Annotated in this window: 21 protein-coding genes and 1 pseudogene; 12 read left to right on the top strand and 10 right to left on the bottom strand. The window is 53.3% G+C overall.

Annotated features, from left to right (window positions below):
* Positions 1 to 17: 17 nt before the first annotated feature.
* The 5 genes from uxuA (at position 18) to G8S19_RS19380 (ending at position 5,618) form a co-directional block, all read left to right on the top strand.
* Positions 18 to 1,202: a mannonate dehydratase gene (uxuA, locus tag G8S19_RS19400; protein ID WP_003837169.1), complete on the top strand. Its 1,185-nt coding sequence runs from the start codon at positions 18 to 20 to the stop codon at positions 1,200 to 1,202.
* A 79-nt stretch (positions 1,203 to 1,281) separates the two neighbouring features.
* The gene (locus G8S19_RS19395; RefSeq protein WP_115601052.1) at positions 1,282 to 2,757 is read left to right on the top strand and encodes a fructuronate reductase; all 1,476 of its coding nucleotides are present in this window, start codon (positions 1,282 to 1,284) and stop codon (positions 2,755 to 2,757) included.
* A gap of 132 nt (positions 2,758 to 2,889) precedes the next feature.
* On the top strand, positions 2,890 to 3,663 hold the full coding sequence (gene uxuR, locus G8S19_RS19390; protein ID WP_003033268.1) for a Uxu operon transcriptional regulator: 774 nt from the start codon (positions 2,890 to 2,892) through the stop codon (positions 3,661 to 3,663).
* Between the two features lie 637 nt (positions 3,664 to 4,300).
* The gene (locus G8S19_RS19385) at positions 4,301 to 4,504 is read left to right on the top strand and encodes a hypothetical protein (protein WP_071887314.1); all 204 of its coding nucleotides are present in this window, start codon (positions 4,301 to 4,303) and stop codon (positions 4,502 to 4,504) included.
* Between the two features lie 121 nt (positions 4,505 to 4,625).
* Entirely contained in the window at positions 4,626 to 5,618 is a 993-nt protein-coding gene (locus tag G8S19_RS19380; RefSeq protein WP_199982370.1) for a porin, read from the top strand.
* Positions 5,619 to 6,260: 642 nt separating this feature from the next.
* Here G8S19_RS19380 and G8S19_RS19375 read toward each other — a convergent pair.
* The 6 genes from G8S19_RS19375 to G8S19_RS19350 all read right to left on the bottom strand — a co-directional run bounded on the left by G8S19_RS19375 (position 6,261) and on the right by G8S19_RS19350 (position 11,293).
* Complete coding sequence (locus tag G8S19_RS19375) at positions 6,261 to 6,512, bottom strand: DUF3343 domain-containing protein (RefSeq protein ID WP_086523573.1); 252 nt, start codon at positions 6,510 to 6,512, stop codon at positions 6,261 to 6,263.
* A complete protein-coding gene (yjiL, locus tag G8S19_RS19370; protein WP_124020758.1) occupies positions 6,509 to 7,276 on the bottom strand; it encodes a putative 2-hydroxyacyl-CoA dehydratase activator YjiL in 768 nt (255 codons plus the stop codon). The genes G8S19_RS19375 and yjiL overlap by 4 nt, the downstream gene beginning before the upstream one ends.
* 9 nt (positions 7,277 to 7,285) lie before the next feature.
* Complete coding sequence (locus G8S19_RS19365; RefSeq protein WP_061067158.1) at positions 7,286 to 8,437, bottom strand: double-cubane-cluster-containing anaerobic reductase; 1,152 nt, start codon at positions 8,435 to 8,437, stop codon at positions 7,286 to 7,288.
* 95 nt (positions 8,438 to 8,532) lie between these two features.
* On the bottom strand, positions 8,533 to 8,997 hold the full coding sequence (locus G8S19_RS19360) for a GNAT family N-acetyltransferase (RefSeq protein WP_101743010.1): 465 nt from the start codon (positions 8,995 to 8,997) through the stop codon (positions 8,533 to 8,535).
* 13 nt (positions 8,998 to 9,010) lie between these two features.
* Positions 9,011 to 10,291 carry a DUF445 domain-containing protein gene (locus G8S19_RS19355; RefSeq protein WP_199970050.1) on the bottom strand — a complete coding sequence of 427 codons (1,281 nt, stop codon included), beginning with the start codon at positions 10,289 to 10,291 and terminating at the stop codon, positions 9,011 to 9,013.
* 75 nt (positions 10,292 to 10,366) lie between these two features.
* On the bottom strand, positions 10,367 to 11,293 hold the full coding sequence (locus G8S19_RS19350; protein WP_032948460.1) for a LysR family transcriptional regulator: 927 nt from the start codon (positions 11,291 to 11,293) through the stop codon (positions 10,367 to 10,369).
* A 219-nt stretch (positions 11,294 to 11,512) separates the two neighbouring features.
* Here G8S19_RS19350 and G8S19_RS19345 point away from each other — a divergent pair, with 219 nt between their 5' ends.
* Both G8S19_RS19345 and metC read left to right on the top strand, forming a co-directional pair.
* The gene (locus G8S19_RS19345; RefSeq protein WP_048212807.1) at positions 11,513 to 12,745 is read left to right on the top strand and encodes a dicarboxylate/amino acid:cation symporter; all 1,233 of its coding nucleotides are present in this window, start codon (positions 11,513 to 11,515) and stop codon (positions 12,743 to 12,745) included.
* A gap of 30 nt (positions 12,746 to 12,775) precedes the next feature.
* The gene (metC, locus tag G8S19_RS19340; protein ID WP_048212806.1) at positions 12,776 to 13,966 is read left to right on the top strand and encodes a cystathionine beta-lyase; all 1,191 of its coding nucleotides are present in this window, start codon (positions 12,776 to 12,778) and stop codon (positions 13,964 to 13,966) included.
* Positions 13,967 to 14,046: 80 nt separating this feature from the next.
* Here metC and mdtM read toward each other — a convergent pair whose 3' ends face one another.
* The 3 genes from mdtM to G8S19_RS19325 form a co-directional block, all read right to left on the bottom strand.
* On the bottom strand, positions 14,047 to 15,288 hold the full coding sequence (gene mdtM / locus G8S19_RS19335) for a multidrug efflux MFS transporter MdtM (protein WP_253685754.1): 1,242 nt from the start codon (positions 15,286 to 15,288) through the stop codon (positions 14,047 to 14,049).
* A 323-nt stretch (positions 15,289 to 15,611) separates the two neighbouring features.
* A complete protein-coding gene (locus G8S19_RS19330; protein WP_253685752.1) occupies positions 15,612 to 16,262 on the bottom strand; it encodes a LysE family translocator in 651 nt (216 codons plus the stop codon).
* Between the two features lie 48 nt (positions 16,263 to 16,310).
* On the bottom strand, positions 16,311 to 17,126 hold the full coding sequence (locus tag G8S19_RS19325) for an AraC family transcriptional regulator (RefSeq protein WP_253685750.1): 816 nt from the start codon (positions 17,124 to 17,126) through the stop codon (positions 16,311 to 16,313).
* 185 nt (positions 17,127 to 17,311) lie between these two features.
* On the opposite strand from G8S19_RS19325, the pseudogene G8S19_RS19320 reads away from it, so the two are divergent.
* Positions 17,312 to 17,713: pseudogene (locus G8S19_RS19320) on the top strand (ISNCY family transposase); the annotation flags it as partial.
* A 51-nt stretch (positions 17,714 to 17,764) separates the two neighbouring features.
* On the opposite strand, the gene G8S19_RS19315 reads toward G8S19_RS19320, so the two are convergent.
* Positions 17,765 to 19,177, bottom strand: a complete 1,413-nt coding sequence (locus G8S19_RS19315) for a PLP-dependent aminotransferase family protein (protein WP_253685746.1) — start codon at positions 19,175 to 19,177, stop codon at positions 17,765 to 17,767.
* A 177-nt stretch (positions 19,178 to 19,354) separates the two neighbouring features.
* Here G8S19_RS19315 and G8S19_RS19310 point away from each other — a divergent pair, with 177 nt between their 5' ends.
* From G8S19_RS19310 to G8S19_RS19295, 4 genes are all read left to right on the top strand, one after another.
* Entirely contained in the window at positions 19,355 to 19,519 is a 165-nt protein-coding gene (locus tag G8S19_RS19310; RefSeq protein ID WP_071887315.1) for a DUF1127 domain-containing protein, read from the top strand.
* Positions 19,520 to 19,666: 147 nt separating this feature from the next.
* On the top strand, positions 19,667 to 20,131 hold the full coding sequence (locus tag G8S19_RS19305; RefSeq protein ID WP_199970057.1) for a MarR family winged helix-turn-helix transcriptional regulator: 465 nt from the start codon (positions 19,667 to 19,669) through the stop codon (positions 20,129 to 20,131).
* 6 nt (positions 20,132 to 20,137) lie between these two features.
* Complete coding sequence (locus tag G8S19_RS19300) at positions 20,138 to 21,205, top strand: HlyD family secretion protein (RefSeq protein ID WP_199970059.1); 1,068 nt, start codon at positions 20,138 to 20,140, stop codon at positions 21,203 to 21,205.
* Positions 21,195 to 22,256: a DUF2955 domain-containing protein gene (locus G8S19_RS19295; protein ID WP_253685744.1), complete on the top strand. Its 1,062-nt coding sequence runs from the start codon at positions 21,195 to 21,197 to the stop codon at positions 22,254 to 22,256. The genes G8S19_RS19300 and G8S19_RS19295 overlap by 11 nt, the downstream gene beginning before the upstream one ends.
* Positions 22,257 to 22,259 lie beyond the last annotated feature (3 nt).

The following is a 22,259-nucleotide window of genomic DNA, read 5'->3' as shown; positions in this document are numbered from 1 at the left end:
GTAACGAGGAATAAAACATGGAACAGACATGGCGCTGGTATGGTCCTAACGATCCGGTCACCTTAGCGGATGTACGTCAGGCGGGTGCCACAGGTGTTGTCACCGCTTTGCACCATATCCCGAACGGGGAAGTGTGGACAGTTGATGAGATCCTAAAACGCAAAGCCATTATTGAGCAGGCGGGCCTGGTCTGGTCGGTCGTCGAAAGCGTACCGATCCACGAAGACATTAAAACCCGTTCCGGTAACTATCTGCAGTGGATCGCCAACTACCAGCAAAGCCTGCGTAACCTGGCTCAGTGCGGTATTCGTACCGTGTGCTACAACTTCATGCCGGTTCTCGACTGGACCCGTACCGACCTGGAATACGTCCTGCCGGACGGCTCCAAAGCGCTGCGTTTTGACCAGATTGAATTTGCCGCCTTTGAGCTGCATATCCTCCAGCGTCCGGGCGCGGAAGCGGATTACACCGCCGAAGAGATTGCTCAGGCAAATGAACGCTTCGCTACCATGAGCGATGAAGATAAGGCGCGTCTGACCCGCAACATCATCGCCGGTCTGCCGGGTGCGGAAGAAGGCTACACGCTCGACCAGTTCCGCCAGCATCTGGCGCGCTATAAAGATATCGATAAAGCCGCGCTGCGTGAGAATTTCGCCGTCTTCCTGAAGGCGATTATTCCAGTGGCGGAAGAAGCTGGCGTACGCATGGCGGTACACCCGGACGATCCGCCGCGCCCGATCCTTGGCCTGCCGCGCATTGTTTCCACCGTGGAAGATATGCAGTGGATGGTCGATACGGTCAACAGCATGGCGAACGGTTTCACCATGTGCACCGGCTCCTACGGCGTTCGGGCAGACAACGATCTGGTCGACATGATCAAACAGTTTGGCCCACGTATTTACTTCACCCATCTGCGCTCCACGCTGCGTGAAGATAACCCGAAAACCTTCCATGAGGCGGCGCATCTGAATGGCGATGTCGACATGTACGAAGTGGTGAAAGCGATCGTTGAAGAAGAACAACGCCGTAAAGCCGAGGGCAAAGAGGATCTGATCCCCATGCGTCCGGACCATGGCCACCAGATGCTGGACGATCTGAAAAAGAAAACCAACCCAGGCTACTCCGCGATTGGTCGCCTGAAAGGGCTGGCGGAAGTGCGCGGCGTTGAGATGGCTATCCAGCGCGCTTTCTTCAGCCGCTAAAGTGAGTTGCCGGCCACCAGTCTGGCCGGCTTTTTTCTTTTCTCATCCGTTGGCCTTTCAACGGGTTCTGGAGTTCACGATGACAACGACAATTGCCAATAGCGACCTGCCGGTTGCGCGCCCTGCATGGGACCGCTCGCGCCTGCAATCCCGCATTGTTCACCTGGGATGCGGCGCTTTTCACCGCGCGCATCAGGCGCTGTATACCCATCATTTGCTGGAAACCACCGACAGCGACTGGGGGATCTGTGAAGTTAACCTGATGCCGGGTAACGACCGCGTACTGATTGAAAATCTGCGCAAGCAGCAACTGCTGTATACCGTGGCGGAAAAAGGCGCGGACAACACCGTGCTGAAAGTGATCGGCTCAATGAAAGAAGCGCTGCACCCGGATCTTGACGGCTGTGACGGTATTTTACAGGCGATGGCGCGCCCGCAGACGGCAATTGTTTCGCTGACGGTCACCGAAAAAGGCTACTGCACCGATGCGGCCAGCGGTCAGTTAGATCTCAATAACCCGCTGATTAAACACGATCTGGCGAATCCGACCGCGCCGAAATCGGCGATTGGTTACATCGTACAAGCGCTGTACCTGCGCCGTGAGCAGGGGCTGGCGGCTTTTACCGTGATGTCCTGCGATAACGTACGTGAAAATGGGCATGTGGCGAAAGTCGCGGTACTGGGGCTGGCGCAGGCGCGCGACCCGCAGCTGGCGCAGTGGATTGAAGCTAATGCGACTTTCCCGTGCACTATGGTCGACCGCATTGTTCCGGCGGCGACGCCGGAAACGTTGCAGGAGATTGCCGACCAGTTGGGTGTTTACGATCCGTGTGCTATCGCCTGTGAACCGTTCCGTCAGTGGGTAATTGAAGACAATTTTGTCAACGGTCGTCCTGACTGGGACAAGGTTGGCGCACAGTTCGTGGCCGACGTGGTGCCGTTTGAAATGATGAAACTGCGCATGCTCAACGGCAGCCACTCTTTCCTTGCGTATCTGGGCTATCTCGGCGGCTATGAAACCATCGCCGATACCATGACCAATCCGGCGTACCGCAAAGCGGCGTTTGCGCTGATGATGCAGGAGCAGGCGCCGACGCTCTCGATGCCGGAAGGCACCGATCTCAACGCCTACGCGACACTGCTGATCGAGCGTTTCAGCAACCCGTCTCTGCGCCACCGTACCTGGCAGATTGCGATGGACGGCAGCCAGAAACTGCCGCAGCGCCTGCTGGATCCGGTGCGTCTGCACCTGCAAAATGCCAGCGGCTGGCGTCACCTGGCGCTGGGCGTGGCGGGCTGGATGCGCTACACCCACGGTGTGGATGAGCAAGGGCAGGCCATTGATGTTGTCGACCCTATGCTGGCTGAATTTCAACACATTAACCAACAGTACCAGGGCGCCGAGCGCGTGACGGCGCTGCTGGGGCTGTCTGGCATTTTTGGTCATGACCTGGCGGAAAACGCTGGCTTTGTGGAGACCATTATCGCGACGTATCAACAGCTATGTGAACACGGCGCACGTGAGTGCGTTGCGGCATTAAGCGCTGACGCATAACCTCCGAACTATGACGGGTCAATCAAAATATTGGTTTGGTTGACCCGTTTTCTGTTTTTGCCCTCCCGCAAATGCTATAGTTCGATACCTATTCCCCGTATCTGATTACACGCATCTGACGGACATAACACGATGAAATCGAACACTTCTCAGCAAAGACCCTACCAGGAAGTGGGTGCCATGATCCGCGATCTGATTGTCCAGACGCCGTACCAGCCCGGTGAACGCTTGCCGCCAGAGCGTGAAATTGCCGAGATGCTCAATGTCACTCGCACGGTAGTTCGCGAAGCGTTAATCATGCTGGAAATTAAAGGCCTGGTGGACGTGCGCCGCGGGGCCGGGATCTACGTGCTCGACAATGCGGATGCGCAGACTATCGACAGTACGGATGCAAATCACTGCAATGATGCGGGCCCGTTTGAACTGTTGCAGGCGCGACAACTGCTGGAAAGCAACATTGCCGAATTTGCCGCGCTGCAGGCTACCCGCGAAGATATCGTCAAAATGCGCCAGGCGTTGCAACTGGAAGAGCGGGAGCTGGCGTCCAGTGAGCCGAACGGTTCTGAAAGCGGCGACATGCAGTTCCATCTCGCCATCGCTGAAGCCACGCATAACAGCATGCTGGTGGAGCTGTTTCGCCAGTCATGGCAGTGGCGTGAGAACAACCCGATGTGGATCCAGCTCCATAGCCACCTCGACGATACTCATTACCGAAAAGAGTGGATGGGCGACCACAAGCAGATCCTGGCGGCACTCATTAAAAAAGATGCCCGCGCGGCCAAGCTGGCCATGTGGCAGCATCTGGAAAACGTCAAACAGCGTCTGCTGGAGTTTTCAAATGTTGATGACATTGATTTTGATGGTTATCTGTTTGATTCCTGGCCGCTGGATAAAGTTAACGCCTGATTTTCCTTCCCTTTTATAACGTGGGCCATTCCGGCCCGCGTATCACTTCCCGCTGATTTTCGCTGACTATTTTCCCCGTCTGGACGCGACGTAAAATAATGTTTCCATCAATGCTGATGGCATTTTTTGCAGCGTAATTGCGGAGCGAAAATTGATATATATCAATTAAAAATAACTTATTTTCGCGTGCAAAAAAATGCACCATTTACCTTATTTTTACCTTTTCGTGCTTATTTTTCGACAAAACAGGTCAATGCGAAGTGAGAATCACACTGATTTGCCCAACGGTTAGTGCCGTTAATGTGTACTTAAGGGCGTATAAAAACAGAGGGTTCAGATAAAAGTAGACATTAATCACGCTCTGTAACTTATTGGTCAGAATGATGTTTTGTTTACGCAGGTTGATTACTCGTCCAGCCTCTCCCATTTTAATCAAATGAGTAAGAACAAATATTCGTAAAGTAAAAATTATACATTATTCTACAATCAAGTTATCTTTCATTTGAAATGCCGTTCCACTTTTTTTGGGTTTATTAATAGTTTCATTACTATTGTGATTTTTTTTGCCGTTGACATGTTTTTACACTGACTGCATATTTCATCGCCATAAGCGTGTTATTACGTTCAGGAGTTAAAAATGCCTTCTCGAGATTATCCCGATATCCGAAAAGCCAGAGGGACCCGATCTAAAGATATGGTTCTTTTAAGTGCCCGTGTTGATACTTCTCTTTGGGAATATGTCCGAACACTGGCATTTGAAACGCGTAAAAGTAAACAAGACATTATTGCGGAAGCGTTAATGTTGCATCGCTCAGTTAATGAGAGTGAAAGTCTCGAGTAATTATCGCTGTCCGGTTTTGATTGAAAATCCAAAAATGAATTATGTCTTGCCACTTCATTATTACCTTCATTGGTATTTTTTTTGGTGTGTTATTGGTATTGCCCCTTAATCCATAGCTGCAATGGCATTAGGGGTAACCTCCGTTCATGCAGCGGAAATTTATAATAAAGATGGCAATAAATTGGATCTGTACGGCAAAGTAAAAGCGGTACATTCCTGGACTGATGGTAAAGATGCTGATGGTACTTACGCGCGTCTGGGTTTTCGCGGTGAGACGCAAATCAACGATCAACTGACCGGTTACGGCCAGTTTGAAAGTCAGTTTGATGCCGCTAAAGCAGAAGGTTCTCAGGATGGCGTTAATACACGTCTGGCGTTTGCTGGCCTGGATTATGGTCATGACGTCAGTTTTGACTACGGTCGTAACTATGGTATCGCTTACGATGTGGGAGCTTATACTGATACTCTTTCAGAGTTCGGCGGCGACTCCTTTGAGGATACTGACCGTTTCCTTACTACACGCACTTCTGGCGTTGCAACACTCCGCACCAAAAATCTGTTTGGTGCCGTTGATGGTCTGAACATCGGCGCGCAATACCAGGGTCAGGATGACACCAATGGAAATCCGGCTAAGCAGCACGGTAACGGCTACGGCTTCTCCCTGGGCTATGACAATATTGCGGATTCCGGTGTTTCTGCCATTGCGACCTACACAAATAGCTCAATTACCGCAGACCAAAAGAAAGGCAATAAAGACGGTAAGTGGGAAGGTAATAACGCTGAATTCTGGGGCGCTGGCCTGAAATATGACGCGAATGCTATCTACGTTGCGACCCTGTACGGCGAGTCCCATAATCTGATTCAGGGTGTTGATAAAGCACAACATTTTGAAGCGATGGCTGCCTATGTGTTTGATTTTGGCCTGCGTCCGAACGTGGCATACGTGCATACGCGTGACACCAATAACAACACGGATAAGACCGAATACGTTGCGCTGGGTACTGATTACTACTTCAACAAAAACATGGTGGCTGATGTGGGTTACAAAATTAACCTGCTTGATGGCAAAAACGACGATAACCAGGTTGTTGCTGGTCTGACTTACCAGTTCTAAGTTTTTGTGATGATTGAACAAGGCGTCTTTAGTAAGACGTCTTTTTTACATATGATTTTGAGGCTCATATCGGTTGGTTTTGTTCCGTCTGTAGATCGCTAAATAGCCATTTCCAGATATCCACTTTTACCCATGCAACGGCACAGAGAATGAGGTAAAAAAGAGGATTATGCGTAATGGAAATACGCATGACTTCCATCGGAAACTTTCCAGAAGCCCATTGCCACAAGAAAACGGTTGTTAGCAGAAATATAATCAACAATCCTGCTGCACCAAATAGACCAAAGTTTTTATAATCGCCTACCGTGCTAATTAAACCAGCCAGAATAATCAACCCAAGTATGAGTTTTTTAACCTCGACATGTGCTCTTCCCGCAAGTGTTGTTGCAATTTAAGTAATATGTCCATTTTTACGCATGTACTATCAGCAAATGTATATACATAAAAGTAAATTATAAAGTTTTTAGAGAGGTGTTTGACTGTTATTTACAGGTTATTAAATGCTGACATTTAATTGCAGAACAATCTGATGAAAATATATTTATGGCGTTAGCGGAGTGATGGTCTTTACAGACTATAAGCGGTTGTTTATACCCTGGATAATTCGAGTATATATCAGCGTTTCGCGCTAATCAGGCGTGTTCAGGAGGCGGGGAACGCGGCTATACAGCGCCAGTTTCCGTTTTCCTGGCGGTAGATAGATTCGGTATGCCCAGGGATCACCCATTCTTCTTCCATGCCAGTAGCACAGTCGATGTAGATGCAGAGTCCGCAACCACCGCGTAGCTCGCGGGGAATATCCGCCACCCGAAAGCGGACCCCTGCGGCCTGTAGCGCCTTGCGCATTTTGATGACACCGACAGTGGAATGAAACAAGAACAGCGTTTCCTTCACTGACGTTTCCCCTGACGCTGGCCTATCAACGCCGCTCCGATTGCACCGGCAAACTGTGCGTCGGGATGCGTGTGTACGGGAATGCCTACATGACCTTCGAGCATATGGGCAAAGGCGTGACAGTGGCTGACTCCGCCGGTAAATAACAGCGGTGCTTGTGCTGAAAGCCGCCCGATGAAGTTAGCGCTGCGTCTGGCCATTGCGTTGATCACGCCAGCCAGAATCGCCTCTGGCGCGATGCCCGCAGAGCGCAGGCTAATGACTTCTGACTCGGCAAATACTGTACACATGCTGGTGATAGCATGCGGTTCGACGCCAGCAGTGATCGTATCCAACTGCTCTACGCTGGCTCCGAGGGTGCGTGAGATAACATCCAGAAACCGCCCGGTTCCGGCAGCGCACTTGTCATTCATTAAGAAATCGCTGAGATTGCCATCGTCATCCAACTGGATGACTTTACTGTCCTGACCACCGATATCAATCACTGTGCGGGTGCCGGGAGCCAGCAATCGCGCACCAAGCCCGTGGCAGGAAATTTCAGTGACCTGTTTGTCGGCATAATCGACGAGCTGCCGTCCGTACCCGGTGAGGGTTAAAAATGGTCGGTTCTCCAGCCCAGCCTGCAACGTTTCCCATGCCTGCGCGATCGCGTCCGCGGGGCGAAAAGGCGTTGGGCAAAGGAAGCGGCGTCTGATGACGTTACCTTCCAGCAAAACGCCTTTCGTCGCCGTGGATCCAGAATCAATCCCAATTGAGTATGTCATCTGCGTTTCTCACAACATCTCAATGAATGCGGCGACGCGGGTACTGAGCTGGCCGATATCTGCGCTGGAATAGTCGGTTTCAATCGCGATATAAGGAATGTTGTGCTGTTGGCGTACGTGACGCTTAATAGCGAGTGATTCAACGGCGTAGGTGTGGCAAGCCTGCAAAATAACATCGACGACGCCGTCAGCCTGGTACTCTTCAACCATTTGACTGAGCATTTTCAGGCGTTGATCGTTAGGAGAAATACAGGAGCAGCCGATGGCGAGGTATTTATCAGTCAGCGCGTCGTAGACATCGCCGGTTTCCGCCACGCATTGTTCGGTGGCCTTTGCGCCGGTGCAGTTTTCATAACCCACGACCCAACCACCGTTTTCTTCAATGGCACGAACGACTTTCTCTGCCGCGCCGCCAATGGGGCAGCCGGTTATCAGGATGCGCGGACGTGACGCCAGACGTTTCCCTGCCTGCCATTCCAGATGTACGCGCTCTGCCATGCTATTAAGCTCGTCGATCAACGCTTCTTTATCAAAACGGAAGGTGGCGCCGTAGACGACTTTCAGAATGTCACTGCCGCTAAGTGCGGGTGGGTTAAGTTGGCCAACGCGGTAGAAATTCGCCAGCGCCCGGCGTTCCTGGTTTTTGAGAATAACGGCTTCACGCAGCGCAGCTTCGGTAATGGCTGTGCCAAAACGGGCTTCGACGACCTGCTGCAGACGCCGGATCTCGGCTTTCCATAGCGCACGGGAAGCCGCATCGCTGGCGCTGTTGGGCAGTTGCATTACATGTACCGCTTTAAATTCGGCCATGTACTCGTACATTTTCTTTTTACCATCGCAGGTGGTTTCGCCCACCACCAGGTCAGAGAAATAGAAGTAGGGGCATTTGTCGGTTTTGCCAAACCCGTAGCTGCTTTTGATTAGCGGACACAGGTTCCGCGGCAGATCTTTTTCGGCCTCTTCAATGGTTTCATCAGAGGTCGAGCACAGGGAAACGACGACCGCGCCCGCCGCCATCGCAATCTCCTGCGGCATAAAGGTGCAATAGGTCCCAACGAGCGGAATACCTTGCTCTTTAAGATCCATTACGGTGAGAAAACCTTTCTGACGGGCGTCGGAGAATTGATTGAAAATAGCGGGTAAATCGGTGATTAGCGGCATGATTTTCCTTCCCCGTAACACGGGAGACAGTAAAAAGACGCCGCATTATAACCCTGTAACATGTCAGGCTTTATTGATGTGCAACAATTGCGCGTTTACAGATTACGACTGTAGACCCGTGAGACTTCTCCCCACGGATGATAGCCCGGCCCGTCAAAGTAAAATCCCGCTTTCTCGTATAAACCTTGCAGGTCGGTACACAAATGGAGCTGCATAAATCCCAGCAGTCTGGCCTGCTGTGCAATATGTTCGATCAGGCGAAATGCCAGACCCTGCCCACGATAGCGAGGATCGATATAGAGCGCGCATAGCCACGGCCACAGTTCGCCGCGACTAATAAAATCATTGGTGATCAATCCAGCGCAGCCAACAATGCTGCCACCATCCTGTAGCCAGTACCACTGCGGTAGCGGGTTCTTTGCGCCAATACAACGGCGCAATGCATCCTCGTATACCGCCATGGAGTCTTCTGAGGCCCATTGTTGCTGAAAGTAAGCGGTGATCTCGTGCAGCTTTTCTGGCGTCTCGCGCAGGGAAAAAATGCGGATGCTCATCGTCATTGAATCTTTCTCCTTAAAAATTCGCCAGCGTCAGCAGGGACGGAATTTGCGACAACAGATATAACACCAGCCCGATTGAACCGCCAACCAACGTGCCGTTGACGCGAATAAACTGCAAATCTTTACCGATGTTTAACTCAATTTGCTGCGACATATCGCGCGCATCCCAACTTTTCACCGTGTCGCTGATATGGCGCGTCAGGAAAGTGGCGAACTCTGGCGCTACTTTATGCGCGGCCTGCTCCAGATGCCCATTCAGTGAGGCGCGCAGGGCGCTGTCGGCTACCAGCGTTTCGCCGAACCACTGCCCGGCGCTGGCGATGCGCTGCTTCACGCGGGAATCGTCGGCGTTAATGTCGGTTTTCACCCACTGACGCAGGTCTGCCCACAGTTCGCCAAGATAATGGTTGAAGGCTTCATCTTCCTTCAGATAGCTTTTCATGCTTTCGGCCCGCGCGGCCATCTCAGGATCGTGTTTGAGCTTGTCGATGAGCTTAAACGTGGCGCGATCGAACGCGTGGCGGATCTGATGCGCCCGATCGTGGCTGATGTCATCCAGCAAGGAGTTAACGGCATCAGACACCAGCTCGGCGCTGTGCTCGCCCAGCCATTCGGTCGGCAGGATCTTTGCTTTCAGCGGATGTTCGGTTTCCAGCCAGTGCACTACCTGTCTGGCGATAAACGCCCGTGAACTGTCGCGCTGGAGCAGGGCGATAAGTTGGGCGATCAGCGTATCGAGCAGCACCTGATGGCGATTGTTTTTGGTCATGCTTTCCAGCATCAGCGCGCTGGTTCCGGAGAGATCGACCTTGTCGATGGCCTTGTGCACCGCCCGCTTGATCAGCCGCTGAATGCGCGAGTCGTCGGTCAGTTCGAGAAAACCGCTCATGATCTGCAGCAGATGCTGGCCGATGCGCTGGGCGTTTTCCGGCTGGCTGAACCAGTTGCCGATCAACAGCGCCGGTTCATGGCGGCGGATCAGGGCTATCAGTGACTGGGTATCGAGGAATTTCTCTTGTACAAACTGACCAAGATTTTCGCCGATTCGGTCTTTATTGCGCGGGATAATCGCCGTGTGTTGCGAGATAAACGGGATCGGCACCCGGCGAAAAAGCGCCACCACGGCAAACCAGTCCGCCAGCGCGCCGACCATCGCCGCTTCAGCAATCGCTTTGAGCCCGAGTACCCAGAAGTTAGGCGGCAAAAACAGCGTGATGACGAAGGTCGCGGCAGCGATCAGCAGCAATGAGAGCGCCAGGCGCTTGGCACGTTTGAGTTCAGCAATTTTATTCATAGGCTTAAGGATAGAGCCAGACGGGGGGATCGCGCAAAAATTGTGGCGCGTCTCCCATTTTCAGGTGGGAAGCGTTTATCCTGGGATCCAGTTATCCCACGCCGGTAAGGGACCAAGTTCTGCGACCAGAAAATCGATAAACGAACGCACCTTCGGATTGCTGTACTTGCTGGGAAAGTACAGCGCATACAGGGCATGAGTTTCACAGGTGATGGTGCCGTCGAGCATCAGCGGTGTTATCTCTTCTTTTTGAATATGATCGCCAATCAGATAAGTGGGCAAATATGCCACCCCCTGATCTTCTAACACCGACTTCAACAGCACCAGACTGCTGTTGGCCTGGATCGGCATATGCAGTTTCAACTGATGCAGTCGATCCTGTTCATCTGCCACCTTCAGTACCGGCGTGAGGCCCGGGTAAACCAGGCAATCATGATCCACCAGATCGCTGCGACGCTGGGGCATACCTTTTTTGGCAAGGTAGCCGGGTGAGGCACAGTACGCCCAGCGAACAGGCACCAGCTTGCGCATCGCATAGTTTTGCGGCGGCGCGGTGGAAATTCGCAGGGCAATGTCGAAATCCGTTTCGTTCAGATTGACGAAGTTATCGTTGAGATCGATATACAAATTCACATCCGGGAACTGGGAGCGATATTTATCCACCAGGTTCACCAGCCGGGAATAGCCAAACGCAATTGAGCAGGTTATGCGTAATTCACCCTGCGGGCTGTGGTAATAACCGGAGGTGGTATTCAGCGTTTCATCGAATTCTTTCAACAGCTTATTAGCGCGGTTGAAGAGATATTGCCCGGCATCGGTCAGGGTAATACTGCGGGTGGTGCGTTTAATTAATGTCGTGCCTAACGTATCTTCCATCGCTGCCAGGCTTTTGCTGACCGCAGACGGCGAAACGTTGAGCTGCGCCGCGGCTTCTGACAATCCTCCGCAGTCGACGATTTTAGTAAAAAACTCCAGATGCTTGAGTGAAATCGGCGTACTCATAATTTCCTTAAATTCACAAGTGATTTGCAAAAACGGTACGAATAGGCCGTTACATTCGCCTTTTAAACATGCAACTATTGAATCACAGGAAACAACTTGCTGGCAAAATGAAAAAATAACAACTTAGGTGAGTTACGTCACAAAATAAAAGGAGGCGAAACGGAAACTCATCACATTGTGAATTTAATCTCATTAATTATTATTCTAAAGGTACCGATTATGTGGTCACGACTCGAACCCTACAGATCGTCGATTATTTTATTAGTTGCTCTGGTGATTGGCGGCTTATTAGGTATTTATGCCCCATCGTTTGCAGGTAAACTCCAGCCGATAGGTCAGATATTCCTGAACCTGTTATTTATGATTATTGTGCCGCTGGTGGGGATCAGCGTCATGTCTTCCATCGCCAGTATGACCGACCTGAAAAGGTTGGGACGTATTATGGCAATTATCTTTATTGTTTCGATCGCGATGGCCTTTATTCCGGCGGCCGGGATCGTCGCGCTGGCGCTCTGGTATAACCCGGCGCAGGGCGTCACTATCGATCTCTCGCAGTCGGTGCAGGCGGGCAGCGGCAAGATGGATTTTGTCAGCATGATCACCACCAGCGACTTTATTGGGCTGTTCTCTAAGTCCAATATTCTGGCGCTGATCGTAATGGCGATCATCGCCGGTGTGGCGATTGGGCAATCGGATCAGGCGGGTAAACGCATTGCGTCGCTGCTGGAAGATGCCAATACCGTGATCATGAAGATCGTCTCGATCATTATGAAGGTGGCACCGGTTGGTCTGGGCTGCTATTTCGCCGCCACCATGGCCAGTCAGGACTCTGCACTACTGTTAACCTTTGCCCGCGCTATCGGCCTGTTTATGGTTGCTACGCTGGTCTACTTCGTTTTTGGCTCGATTCTCTATTCGTATATTGGCGGCGGTATTCCGGCGGTCAAAGCCTTCTGGCGAAACGCGATTGAACCGTCTGCGACTGCGCTGGGGACCTGCTCTTCGCTGGGGACGCTCCCGGTGACGCTGCGTGCCGGTAAGGCGATGGGGATTAACCCGGAAATCGTTGATGTTTCCATTCCGCTGCTGGTTAACCTGAACAAAGGCGGTGTGGCGATGATTGCCGCGCTGAAAATCGTCTTTATCTATTCCGTGCTGGGCATGGAATTCACTACCGAAACCTTCTTCCTGACGATGCTGATTGCGGTGCTCTCCGCCATTATCGTTGGCGGCGTGCCGGGCGGGGCGTTCCTCGGTGAAATCTTTATCGTCACCACGCTGGGCCTGCCGATGGAAGCAATCCCGATGCTGGTGGTGCTGGGCACCATTACCGATGCGCCGGCCACACTGATTAACGTTATCCATGATTTGAATGCGGCGCAGATTGTTGAACGGTTCGCAGGAAAAAAGCAGACCAACACTGAAATAAACTCTACTGCTGCGGTGGTATAGGTTTCACACGGATTAAGAACAGGAGATGTTATGAAAGACGCAATGAAGCTTGAGACGCACCTGGTTGTTGCTGGTCGTGACAAACGCTACACCCAGGGAGCGGTGAATCCAGTTATCCAACGTGCCTCTTCATTGGTATTTGATACCGTGAAGGACAAGAAATTTGCCACCGCCAATCGTGCGAACGGCGAGCTGTTTTACGGTCGTCGCGGGACTTACACCCACTTTGCTTTCCAGAAGGCCATGAGCGAACTGGAAGGTGGCGTTGGCTGTGCGCTGTACCCATGTGGTGCTGCGGCGGTGACCAATGCGATTCTGGCGTTTGTTCAGGGTGGCGATCATATCCTGATGACCGGCGCGGCCTACGAGCCAACCCAGGATTTTTGCAATAAGATCCTGAGTAAATTCAATGTTGAAACAACGTATTACGATCCGCTGATTGGCGCGGGTATCGTCGATCTTCTGCGTCCGGAAACGAAGGTTGTATTCCTTGAGTCACCAAGTTCTATCACCATGGAAGTCCAGGACGTGCCGGGGATGGTGAAGGCTATCCGCGCGGTGAATCCGGAGATTGTCATTATGATCGACAACACCTGGGCGGCGGGCGTGCTGTTCAAAGCGCTGGATTATGGCGTGGATATTTCCATTCAGGCGGGAACGAAGTACACCATCGGTCATTCGGACGGCATGCTGGGCACGGCGGTGTCTAACGCCCGTTGTTGGGATCGTCTGCGTGAGAACTCCTATCTGATGGGGCAAACGCTGGATGCCGATACCGCCTACAACGGCAGCCGCGGATTGCGCACCCTGGCGGTACGCCTTAAGCAGCATCAGGAGAGCAGTATCCATATTGCTCGCTGGCTGTCGGCAAGACCGGAAGTGGCGCGGGTGAACCATCCGGCGTTACCGGAATGTCCGGGCCATGAGTATTTTCAGCGTGATTTTACCGGAAGCTCAGGCCTGTTCTCATTTGTGCTGAAAAAGAGACTCACCGACGAACAGATGGCGAATTTCCTCGATAATTTCTCGCTGTTCCATATGGCCTATTCGTGGGGTGGATTTGAGTCGCTCATTCTGGCGAACCAGCCGGAAGAGCTGAACAGCATCCGCCCGGCTGGAGAGGTGGATTTCAGCGGCACGCTGGTCAGGGTGCATATTGGCCTGGAGGATATTGGCGACCTGATTGCCGATCTCGAAGCGGGATTTGCACGCATTGCGTAAGGTGATGTGATTAGTGCCGGATATGGCGCAAGCGCCTTATCCGGCCTACATAGTTGTCGTAGGCCGGATAAGCGGGCAGGTTAGTTTTCAGTGGCTAACGTCGTTGCCTCATGCTGGCGCACCCGTTTGAGCAAGGCTGCCAGCGTGAACACGACAGCGATCCCCGCCACAACCGCCAGCAGATGAAACGAAATCCTGCCGCCGTTAAACCATAGCCAGCGTCCAATTTCGACAGAAACCGCCATCACCGTCAGGATCACCATATTCAGCGACGCGGAAACCGTACCCTTCGGTAAGTTGTTGGAAAACAGCGTAAAGCGGAACAGCGTCGGGAAGATCATTCCAATGCCAAACGCATACAGGCTCGTTCCCAGCACTGACCACAGCCAGACGTGCGGCCACAGCAAATTACCCGCGATCAGCACCGCTAACCCGCTCAGTTGAACAGGCACGGCGCGCCAGATAAAGCGTGGTCGGGTCGGATCTTTCACGAAACGAACCACCACCATATTGGCGACGATCACTGCGCCAAACACCGGGGCCTGTGCCCAGGCAAACTGCGATGTAGTCATGCCGCCCGCATCAATCAGTATCACCGGTGAGACCGCCACCCAGCTCATCATCGGGATATAGCTTAGCGATAGCGTAGCTGCGCCAAACAGGAATACCCGGTTGCGGAAAACGTCGCGGAAATCACGCAGTACGCCGCGTGCACTGAACGGCACCGCGCCGCGTTGGACGGTTTCCGGCATGGCTAGCATTAACCCAATCAGGGCGATAAGCCCCATGACGGCAATGATGGCAAACAGGATCTTCCAGTGGACAAAGTGCATCAGCGCTGCTCCGGAGAGCGGGCCAATAACCGGAGCAACCAGTACAATAGAGGTGATTACCGCCATCAGTTTGATGGCCTTCGTTTGCCCAAACGCCTCCTGCACCGTGACGTAGCCTACGGTTGCGATAAAGCAGATGCTGGTGCCCTGCACAAATCGGGCAACCAGAAATTGCGTCATTGAGGTGGTGAACAGCGTGGCCGCGCAGGCGAGCGTAAAGATGAACGCCCCCGCGATCAGCACCGGCCGGCGGCCAATCCGGTCGGAAAGCGGGCCTAACAACCATTGCAGCGCCATGCCGCCTGCCAGATAAAGGCTCACCGCAGCCGGTGCCAGGCTGACATCGGCGTTGAAATCGCGCACGACATTAATGATGCCGGGCTGGATCAGGTCCGTCGACAGATAGGCGGCGAAGTCATATAAAATCAACGCGATGGGGAAAAATAGCGTCGTGGCGCGTTGGGAGAAAAACGCGAGAATCCGTTGCATAAAACAGCTCCTTGTCGGGAGAAAACCCTCAACGGGAATAGCGAAATTCAATACCGTCTTTGAGACGTCAGGCCGATGACAGAAAAAAGCAGACTGCAAATGTACTGAATTTCATGTAATCAAAAACGCTGCCCGCGCGAGGCGCAAACAGGAGAAACGTTTTCAGACCCGGGTCAGAAAACGTAACGATTACAGGTAACAATCAGCACATCGCACCTCGGGAAGAATTGGTTGAATGGATAATAGCCACCCAAAGTGTAATGCGAACTGGATATTAATTAAACGGGTTTATCCGCTTTATTTGCAGAAATTCGTCACGCTTATCAGAAAGTGACGCTCTGCAGAAAACGCAGCGCGATCGCACCGCCGAAGACGATCAGTACGCCCCCGGCGATGCGTTCGATCCACACGATCCCCAAGGTTAACCGCCGCTGGATCTGCGGCAAGCCGATGAACATCACAATCAGCAGATCCCATAACAGCACCACGCTGGTCATCCAGATCCCGCTCACGGCTTGTTGCAGCAGCGTTACCGATGGGCCGAGCAGGGCGGTCATCAGCGCCAGATAAAACAGCGCATTTTTTGGGTTAAGCAGTGATGAACCCAATCCCAGCAGCAGCTGTTTACCAAATCCCGGGCAGGCAGACAGGGCGTCTGCTCCGGTCAGAGCTTGCGGGCGGCTGCGTATCAGCAGGCTGCCTATCCACAATAAATAGAGCGCGCCCAGCAGCTCAACAACCGTAAACAGCAGGGGAAGCTGGCGCAGGATCCCCCAACCGATAATCGCCAGCAGGATATACAGCCCGTTGCCGACGGCGATACCGACACACAGCCCGGCGCTGCCGCGCATCCGGTAACGGGCGGCGTAACCGACCAGTAAAAAGAAGTCCGGACCGGGGCTGAGTAGTGCGACAAAATGTGCCAGCGCCAGCGCGGGAAAAGCAGACGGAAAAAGTACAGAAAGCAGCGACATAGTGACCTCAGAGAATGAACCTGCGATCACCCTACGCCTGGCATAACGTTAATTATTGTCTGATATTGATCGTCCCAACGCATACTGGCGCGGCGTGGCTGCGGTGTAGCGGACAAAGGTGCGGTGGAAATGGCTCTGGTCGGCAAACCCGCTCTGATAGCCGACATCGGCAATCTCATCCCCGGCACGAAGCCGCTGGCGGGCATAGTCAACCCGCAAGATGTTCAGATAACTTGCCGGTGTGAGTCCGGTGTCCTGCTTAAAGGTACGGATCAGCGTTTCTTTACGCATGCTGCACTCTTGCGCCAAATCGCCCAGCGAGGGCGGAGCCTGCAGGTTGGTCTGCAACCGCTCGCGCAGATACTGGCTGGCGGCGCTTAGGTTTTCCGGTGCTACCGACTGCAACGGCAGCGAGTGAAGCAATGCTTGCGCTGCATCCGTTATTTGCGCGGTTTGCCGTTGCTGCATAAGTGCCACCAGGTTTACATAGCGCTGGAATAATTGCGCATCGCGGATAACGGGATCGCGCGAACAAAGCAGTTGGTTGTTGTTCTGCGCAGGCAGACTAGCAAGACACCACTGGGTATCAAGATAAAGCATGTGATAGCTGCGAAACTGCCCGTTAACGGGGTTGCAGCTGTGGGGTGCCAGTGGCGGGATCACAATCAGATCGCCCACTTTCAGACGGTATTCCTTGCCATTGCACTGGCAGCATGTTTCCCCCTCAAGAATTGCCCCGATTGAGAGCTGAGAGTGGTGATGTCGTTTATAGGCCTGCTGGCTTTGCCAGGTGCTGCGCAGCTCCAGCCACGGGAGCTGTTCATCACGCCAGAACGACTGTGGAATATCCCGGGTGTATGTCATATCGCGTCCTCCCTGAAAGTGATGATTTGTTATAGCACAGGCTGCGCGGTCAAAAAGCGGGAATGCGTATTGAGATAGCGATTCTGCGTGACGGGTTCCAGACAAATGCAGACGTTACATAGGGACGTTTTTATCCCGGAAATCGTCTCGCAAACAGAGAAAGTTGCAGGTGAGGGTGTAGCTTCCTTATGGGGCTTGTTGAGCAAATTGTTTCCCTGCTACTTACGGGAGTGCTTAATGACAGCCAGATAAAGACGCTGTTTAATTATATTTTGCAAACTGGCGATGCACTTCGCTTCAGTGAGTTTATTCGTGGGGTTGCTGAACGTTCACCACAGCATAAGGAGCATTTAATGACGATCGCGGACAGATTGCATGAGGCTGGATTTCAAAAAGGGTGGCTCGAAGGCCAGCAAAAAGGTAAGCAGGAAGGTAAACAAGAAGGTAAACAAGAAGGTTTAATTGAGGGGCAACGCACCGAGGCGCTGCGTATTGCCCGCACCATGCTGGCCGACGGTACTGATCTCAGCACGGTGCAAAAAATTACCCGACTTTCCGTTGAAGAGATTCAGGGCGTAAGCCATTAGAAATGACTTAATCCGTGCAATCGCCAGTCCGGTAGCACCGGGCGGTCTGATTTACTCCATTGCCGCCTTTACTGCTTCCCCGAGCTTTTGCATCACTTCCTGATGCTTCTCGTTGGGAGGCAACGCGCAGTTGATGCGCACACAGTTACGATACTTTCCGGATGCGGAGAACAGCGATCCCGGTGCGACCTGTATTTTCAACCGACAGAGCTGTTTAGCAACGCAGACCATATCGACCTGCTGCGGCAATTCTACCCACAGCATAAAGCCACCTTTTGGTCGGGTGACGCAGATCCCGCAGGGGAAGTACTCCCGTACCCAGCAGGTGTAGATCTCCATATTGCGCTGATAAATCTGGCGCATACGTCGGATATGACGATGGTAATGGCCTTCCCGCACAAAGGAAGCGGCCGCCAGCTGCGTGGCAGGAACGTTGGTGCCAATGACGGCGTACTTCATGTGCAGCAGTTTGTTGTAATAGCGACCGGGAACCACCCAACCGACGCGCAGACCGGGGGCGACGGATTTTGTAAACGAACTGCAGAGTATTACACGGCCGTCGCTATCCCAGGAGTGGATGGTGCGCGGCCGCGGATACTCTGTAGCCAGTTCACCATACACATCGTCTTCAAAAATGACGATGTCGTGACGCTGGGCGAGGGCGAGCACCGCCCGCTTACGCGTATCCGGCATAATGAATCCGAGAGGGTTGTTGCAGTTGGGAACCAGCAGCACACCTTTGATCGGCCACTGATCCAGCGCCAGTTCCAGCGCTTCAATGCTGATCCCGGTATCTGGATCGGTTGGGATCTCAATCACCTTGATCCCTAAGCCGCGCAGAAGCTGCATCGTGCCATAGTAGGCGGGTGATTCAACGGCGACAATATCTCCGGGCTGGCAGACCGTCAGCAGCGCCAGCGACATTCCGCTCTGACTCCCGCTGGTGATCACAATATCATCTGCATTAACCACCGAACCGCTGTCCAGCATCAGGCGCGCAATCTGACTGCGCAGTTCACGGCACCCGGAGATTTCATCGTAGCCCAAAATCGCTTTCAGATTATGCTGCGCCACGCGGCTTAACTCGCGCCAGAGCGGCTTCAGGCTGGGTTGATTGATATCGGGTACGCCACTGCTGAAAGGCGTGATGGATTTGTCCGCGTTGCCTTTCAGCATATCCAGCACCTGATCCCACTGGGTTATCTCCACTGGACGCTGGACCGGTCGCGACATCAGCGGCACCGGAGGCTGCGCTTTTTGCGGCGCGACAAAGTAGCCGGAACGTGGCTGGGGGGTGATCAACTGACGCTGTTCCAGCGTCTGATACGCCTGCTGAACGGTGCTGATGCTGACCCCGTGCTCCTGGCTCAGGCTGCGTACCGAAGGCAGTTTTTCGCCATGGCGATACAGCCCTTGCTCAATGCGTTCGGCCAGCAGATTGGCCAGATGTTGGTAACGGGTCATGCTGTATCCCTCATGGGTACCATACAGATTAAAAAACCAGTACAGATTGGCGTAGTTAATGCGATGCAGAATCCTTTTTAACCAATCTGTATGTTAAAGAAAAGTACTTTGTGAGTCTGTATTGTGCCTGGCCAAATCCGTGAAGATAAAGCCTCTGGCAAGACGGGGAGGCAAGGTATGGAATTTCACGAAAATAAAGCAAAGCAGCCGTTTATTGGATTTGTGCAGATCTGGCAGGTGATAAAACGCTGGCATTTGCGGGCGCAAACGCGGCGCTTATTGCAGCAGATGAGCGACGAGCGGTTGCGGGATGTCGGGCTGCGACGCGATCAGGTGGAGTGATTTTTCTTCACCAACAAAGGCCGGGGGCTACCACCCGGCCTCTTTTTCATTCATGGTATTTATCAATTTATGCGTTCTGAATGCTGTGTTTCTTGATACTTACCCTGATAAGTATTATTTTCTTCTCAGCGATGAGGGGAAGAAAACATGACTGAAGATGAACGGTTTGCCCGCCGCCCGATGGGGATGCGCATGGCAATGGTGGTGCGCCAGTGGCGGGCCATTATTGATGCAGCCATTACCGACACTGGCCTGACGCAGTCAAGCTGGACGGTACTGATGCAGCTGTATCAACTGGGAGACAACGTCTCGGTCAGTGAACTGGCAGAGGTGCAGGGTATTGAACTGCCGCCGCTGATGCGCACCCTCTCACAGCTGGAAAAGCACGGCTATCTGCTGCGTTCCACATCGCCTTATGACAAACGCATTCGCCTGCTCACGCTGACCGAGCAAGGCCGCGCAAGGCTGGAAGAACTAAACCGGGTGATTGAGAACTACCAACATCGCGTCACGTGTACCATCCCCGAAGCGGAGCTTGCCGCCTTCAGCTCGACCTTAAATCAACTCGCCTGCAATTTGCGGACAATCCGCGAAGAAGACAATCAACACTAAAAAACTATGATGACCCCAGAACAAAAATTTGCCCGTTGGGTAAGGGTGAGTATTGCCGCTTTCCTGGTTATATTCGCCTGGTTTATCGTTGCCGATATCTGGATCCCGCTGACGCCGGACTCCACGGTGATGCGCGTGGTAACGCCCGTTTCCTCACGCGTATCCGGCTACGTCTCGCAGGTGCATGTACATAACAATAGCCAGGTGAAAAAGGGCGATTTGCTGTACGAACTGGATCCGACGCCGTTTATCAATAAGGTTGAGGCCGCGCAAATCGCCCTTGAGCAGGCAAAGCTGAGCAACCAACAGCTGGATGCGCAGATCGCCTCTGCGCGTGCCAACCTGCGCACCGCGCAATTCAACGCCCGGAACGATAAGACCACCCTTGACCGCTATCAGCGCCTGAGTGCCATGCAGAACGTGTCGCAAGCCGATCTCGACAAGGTGCGCACCGCCTGGCAAACCAGCGAGCAGTCGGTGTCAGCGCTCAATGCCAGTATTCAGAACCTGCTGATCCAGCGCGGAGAGCGCGATGACAAGCGTAACGTGACGCTGCAAAAATACCGTAACGCGCTGGACGAGGCGCAACTGAACCTCGGCTGGAGCAGAGTCTATGCACAGACCGACGGTACGGTGAGCAACCTCCAGCTTAGCCCCGGGCTTTACGCCACTGCCGCCACGCCATTGCTGGCGCTGGTCAGCCACCAGACTGATATTGTGGCCGACTTTCGCGAGAAAAGCCTGCGCCACACTAAAGTGGATACCGATGCCGCCGTGGTGTTCGACGCCATGCCGGGCAAAGTTTTCTCTGCCCGCGTCACCAGCAGCGATGCCGGTATTCTGGCGGGCCAGGAGCAGGTTAACGGCCAGCTGTCGCAACCGGAACAATCTACCCGCTGGGTGCGCGATGCCCAGCGTATGCGTATTCACGTCGCGCTGAACGAACCGCTCGACACGCCGTTGCCGACCGGGGCGCGCGCCACGGTACAGCTGTACAACAGCGAGGGGATGTTCGCCCGCACCTTTGCCGGGGCGCAGATCCACCTTGTCAGCTGGCTGCACTATGTCTATTAACACCCTGGCCCACGTCTTTACGCCGCACGGGAATATTGTCTACACCGCCAATGATTTTCGCCAGACCCTGCGTATCTCGGTTGCCGGGACAATCGCGCTGAGTATCTCGACCTTTTACAACGTGCAGTACGGCGTGTTCTTTGTGGTTTATCCGCTGATGCTGCTGTCGCTGGTGCCGGTGTTCAACCGCCATGTGGCCAAACAGTTTGTGTTCAGCGCGGCGGTGAACTGCGTCGAAATGGTACTGATTGTCGGCTATCTCTCACAATGGCCGCTGATTATGACGCTGGTGGTATTTGGCCTGTACGTGATGCGCTTTCGGTTGATGAGCAAAGGTCCGCTGTTTCTGTTCGGCTCAATGGGCGTGGTGTGCCAGAGCACGATGCTCAACTTTATGAGCTATCCCACCACCAACTGGCATACGCTGATGTTCTCCAATATGGAAGCCTGCGTCATGGCGGTGGCGCTGAGTGCGTTGCTGCATTATCTGATCCCGGATGCGGAGCCCCGGCAGCCGCCGCCGCGCATTGAGAAAGATGACGCCCGGGTTCGTCATGAGTCGCTGCTTTCCGGTTCGGTGGCGACAATGATTTTTGTGGTCTTTCAGATTTGTGACTTGAGCGATTCGCTGTCGGCGCTGATGGCGGGTATTTTGATCCTGTTTCCGATGCATTATCGCGGCGCGGTGTTGAGCTCTCTCTGGCGTGTGGTCGGCGTGGTGCTGGCTTGTCTGTACATTCTGCTGGTGCAACTGCTGGTGTATGATTTCAGCAACCATATGCTGCTGATGATGCCGCTGATTGGCCTCGGGCTGGCGTTCAGCGCCCGCCTGCATGTAATGGAAAAAGTCGGTGCGGGCGTGGGTTTTGCCAGTATCACCACCATCGGCATTATGTTCGGCCAGAACCTGCATCCGGACAGCGATCTGGTGTTCAGCGATCTCTACCGCATCACCTCCGTTACCGTCGCGCTGCTGGCCACGCTCACCTTGGTATTTCTGGTGCATCGCATCTTCAACTGTTTTGCGGCGACACGATTTGTGGTGGAGTGAAAC

The sequence above is a fragment of the Citrobacter sp. SX206 genome (assembly GCF_024181025.1).
In the GTDB taxonomy this organism is placed as follows: domain Bacteria; phylum Pseudomonadota; class Gammaproteobacteria; order Enterobacterales; family Enterobacteriaceae; genus Citrobacter; species Citrobacter youngae.
This window is presented reverse-complemented; position numbering and strand designations above follow the sequence as displayed.

Bases quoted from the DNA above. Each gene is read 5' to 3' on its own strand.
- uxuA (WP_003837169.1), top strand. From the start codon at position 18: ATGGAACAGACATGGCGCTGGTATGGTCCTAACGATCCGGTCACCTTA.
- G8S19_RS19395 (WP_115601052.1), top strand. From the start codon at position 1,282: ATGACAACGACAATTGCCAATAGCGACCTGCCGGTTGCGCGCCCTGCA.
- uxuR (WP_003033268.1), top strand. From the start codon at position 2,890: ATGAAATCGAACACTTCTCAGCAAAGACCCTACCAGGAAGTGGGTGCC.
- G8S19_RS19385 (WP_071887314.1), top strand. From the start codon at position 4,301: ATGCCTTCTCGAGATTATCCCGATATCCGAAAAGCCAGAGGGACCCGA.
- G8S19_RS19380 (WP_199982370.1), top strand. From the start codon at position 4,626: ATGGCATTAGGGGTAACCTCCGTTCATGCAGCGGAAATTTATAATAAA.
- yjiL (WP_124020758.1), bottom strand. From the start codon at position 7,276: ATGACATACTCAATTGGGATTGATTCTGGATCCACGGCGACGAAAGGC.
- G8S19_RS19365 (WP_061067158.1), bottom strand. From the start codon at position 8,437: ATGCCGCTAATCACCGATTTACCCGCTATTTTCAATCAATTCTCCGAC.
- G8S19_RS19360 (WP_101743010.1), bottom strand. From the start codon at position 8,997: ATGACGATGAGCATCCGCATTTTTTCCCTGCGCGAGACGCCAGAAAAG.
- G8S19_RS19355 (WP_199970050.1), bottom strand. From the start codon at position 10,291: ATGAATAAAATTGCTGAACTCAAACGTGCCAAGCGCCTGGCGCTCTCA.
- G8S19_RS19350 (WP_032948460.1), bottom strand. From the start codon at position 11,293: ATGAGTACGCCGATTTCACTCAAGCATCTGGAGTTTTTTACTAAAATC.
- G8S19_RS19345 (WP_048212807.1), top strand. From the start codon at position 11,513: ATGTGGTCACGACTCGAACCCTACAGATCGTCGATTATTTTATTAGTT.
- metC (WP_048212806.1), top strand. From the start codon at position 12,776: ATGAAAGACGCAATGAAGCTTGAGACGCACCTGGTTGTTGCTGGTCGT.
- mdtM (WP_253685754.1), bottom strand. From the start codon at position 15,288: ATGCAACGGATTCTCGCGTTTTTCTCCCAACGCGCCACGACGCTATTT.
- G8S19_RS19330 (WP_253685752.1), bottom strand. From the start codon at position 16,262: ATGTCGCTGCTTTCTGTACTTTTTCCGTCTGCTTTTCCCGCGCTGGCG.
- G8S19_RS19325 (WP_253685750.1), bottom strand. From the start codon at position 17,126: ATGACATACACCCGGGATATTCCACAGTCGTTCTGGCGTGATGAACAG.
- G8S19_RS19315 (WP_253685746.1), bottom strand. From the start codon at position 19,177: ATGACCCGTTACCAACATCTGGCCAATCTGCTGGCCGAACGCATTGAG.
- G8S19_RS19310 (WP_071887315.1), top strand. From the start codon at position 19,355: ATGGAATTTCACGAAAATAAAGCAAAGCAGCCGTTTATTGGATTTGTG.
- G8S19_RS19305 (WP_199970057.1), top strand. From the start codon at position 19,667: ATGACTGAAGATGAACGGTTTGCCCGCCGCCCGATGGGGATGCGCATG.
- G8S19_RS19300 (WP_199970059.1), top strand. From the start codon at position 20,138: ATGATGACCCCAGAACAAAAATTTGCCCGTTGGGTAAGGGTGAGTATT.
- G8S19_RS19295 (WP_253685744.1), top strand. From the start codon at position 21,195: ATGTCTATTAACACCCTGGCCCACGTCTTTACGCCGCACGGGAATATT.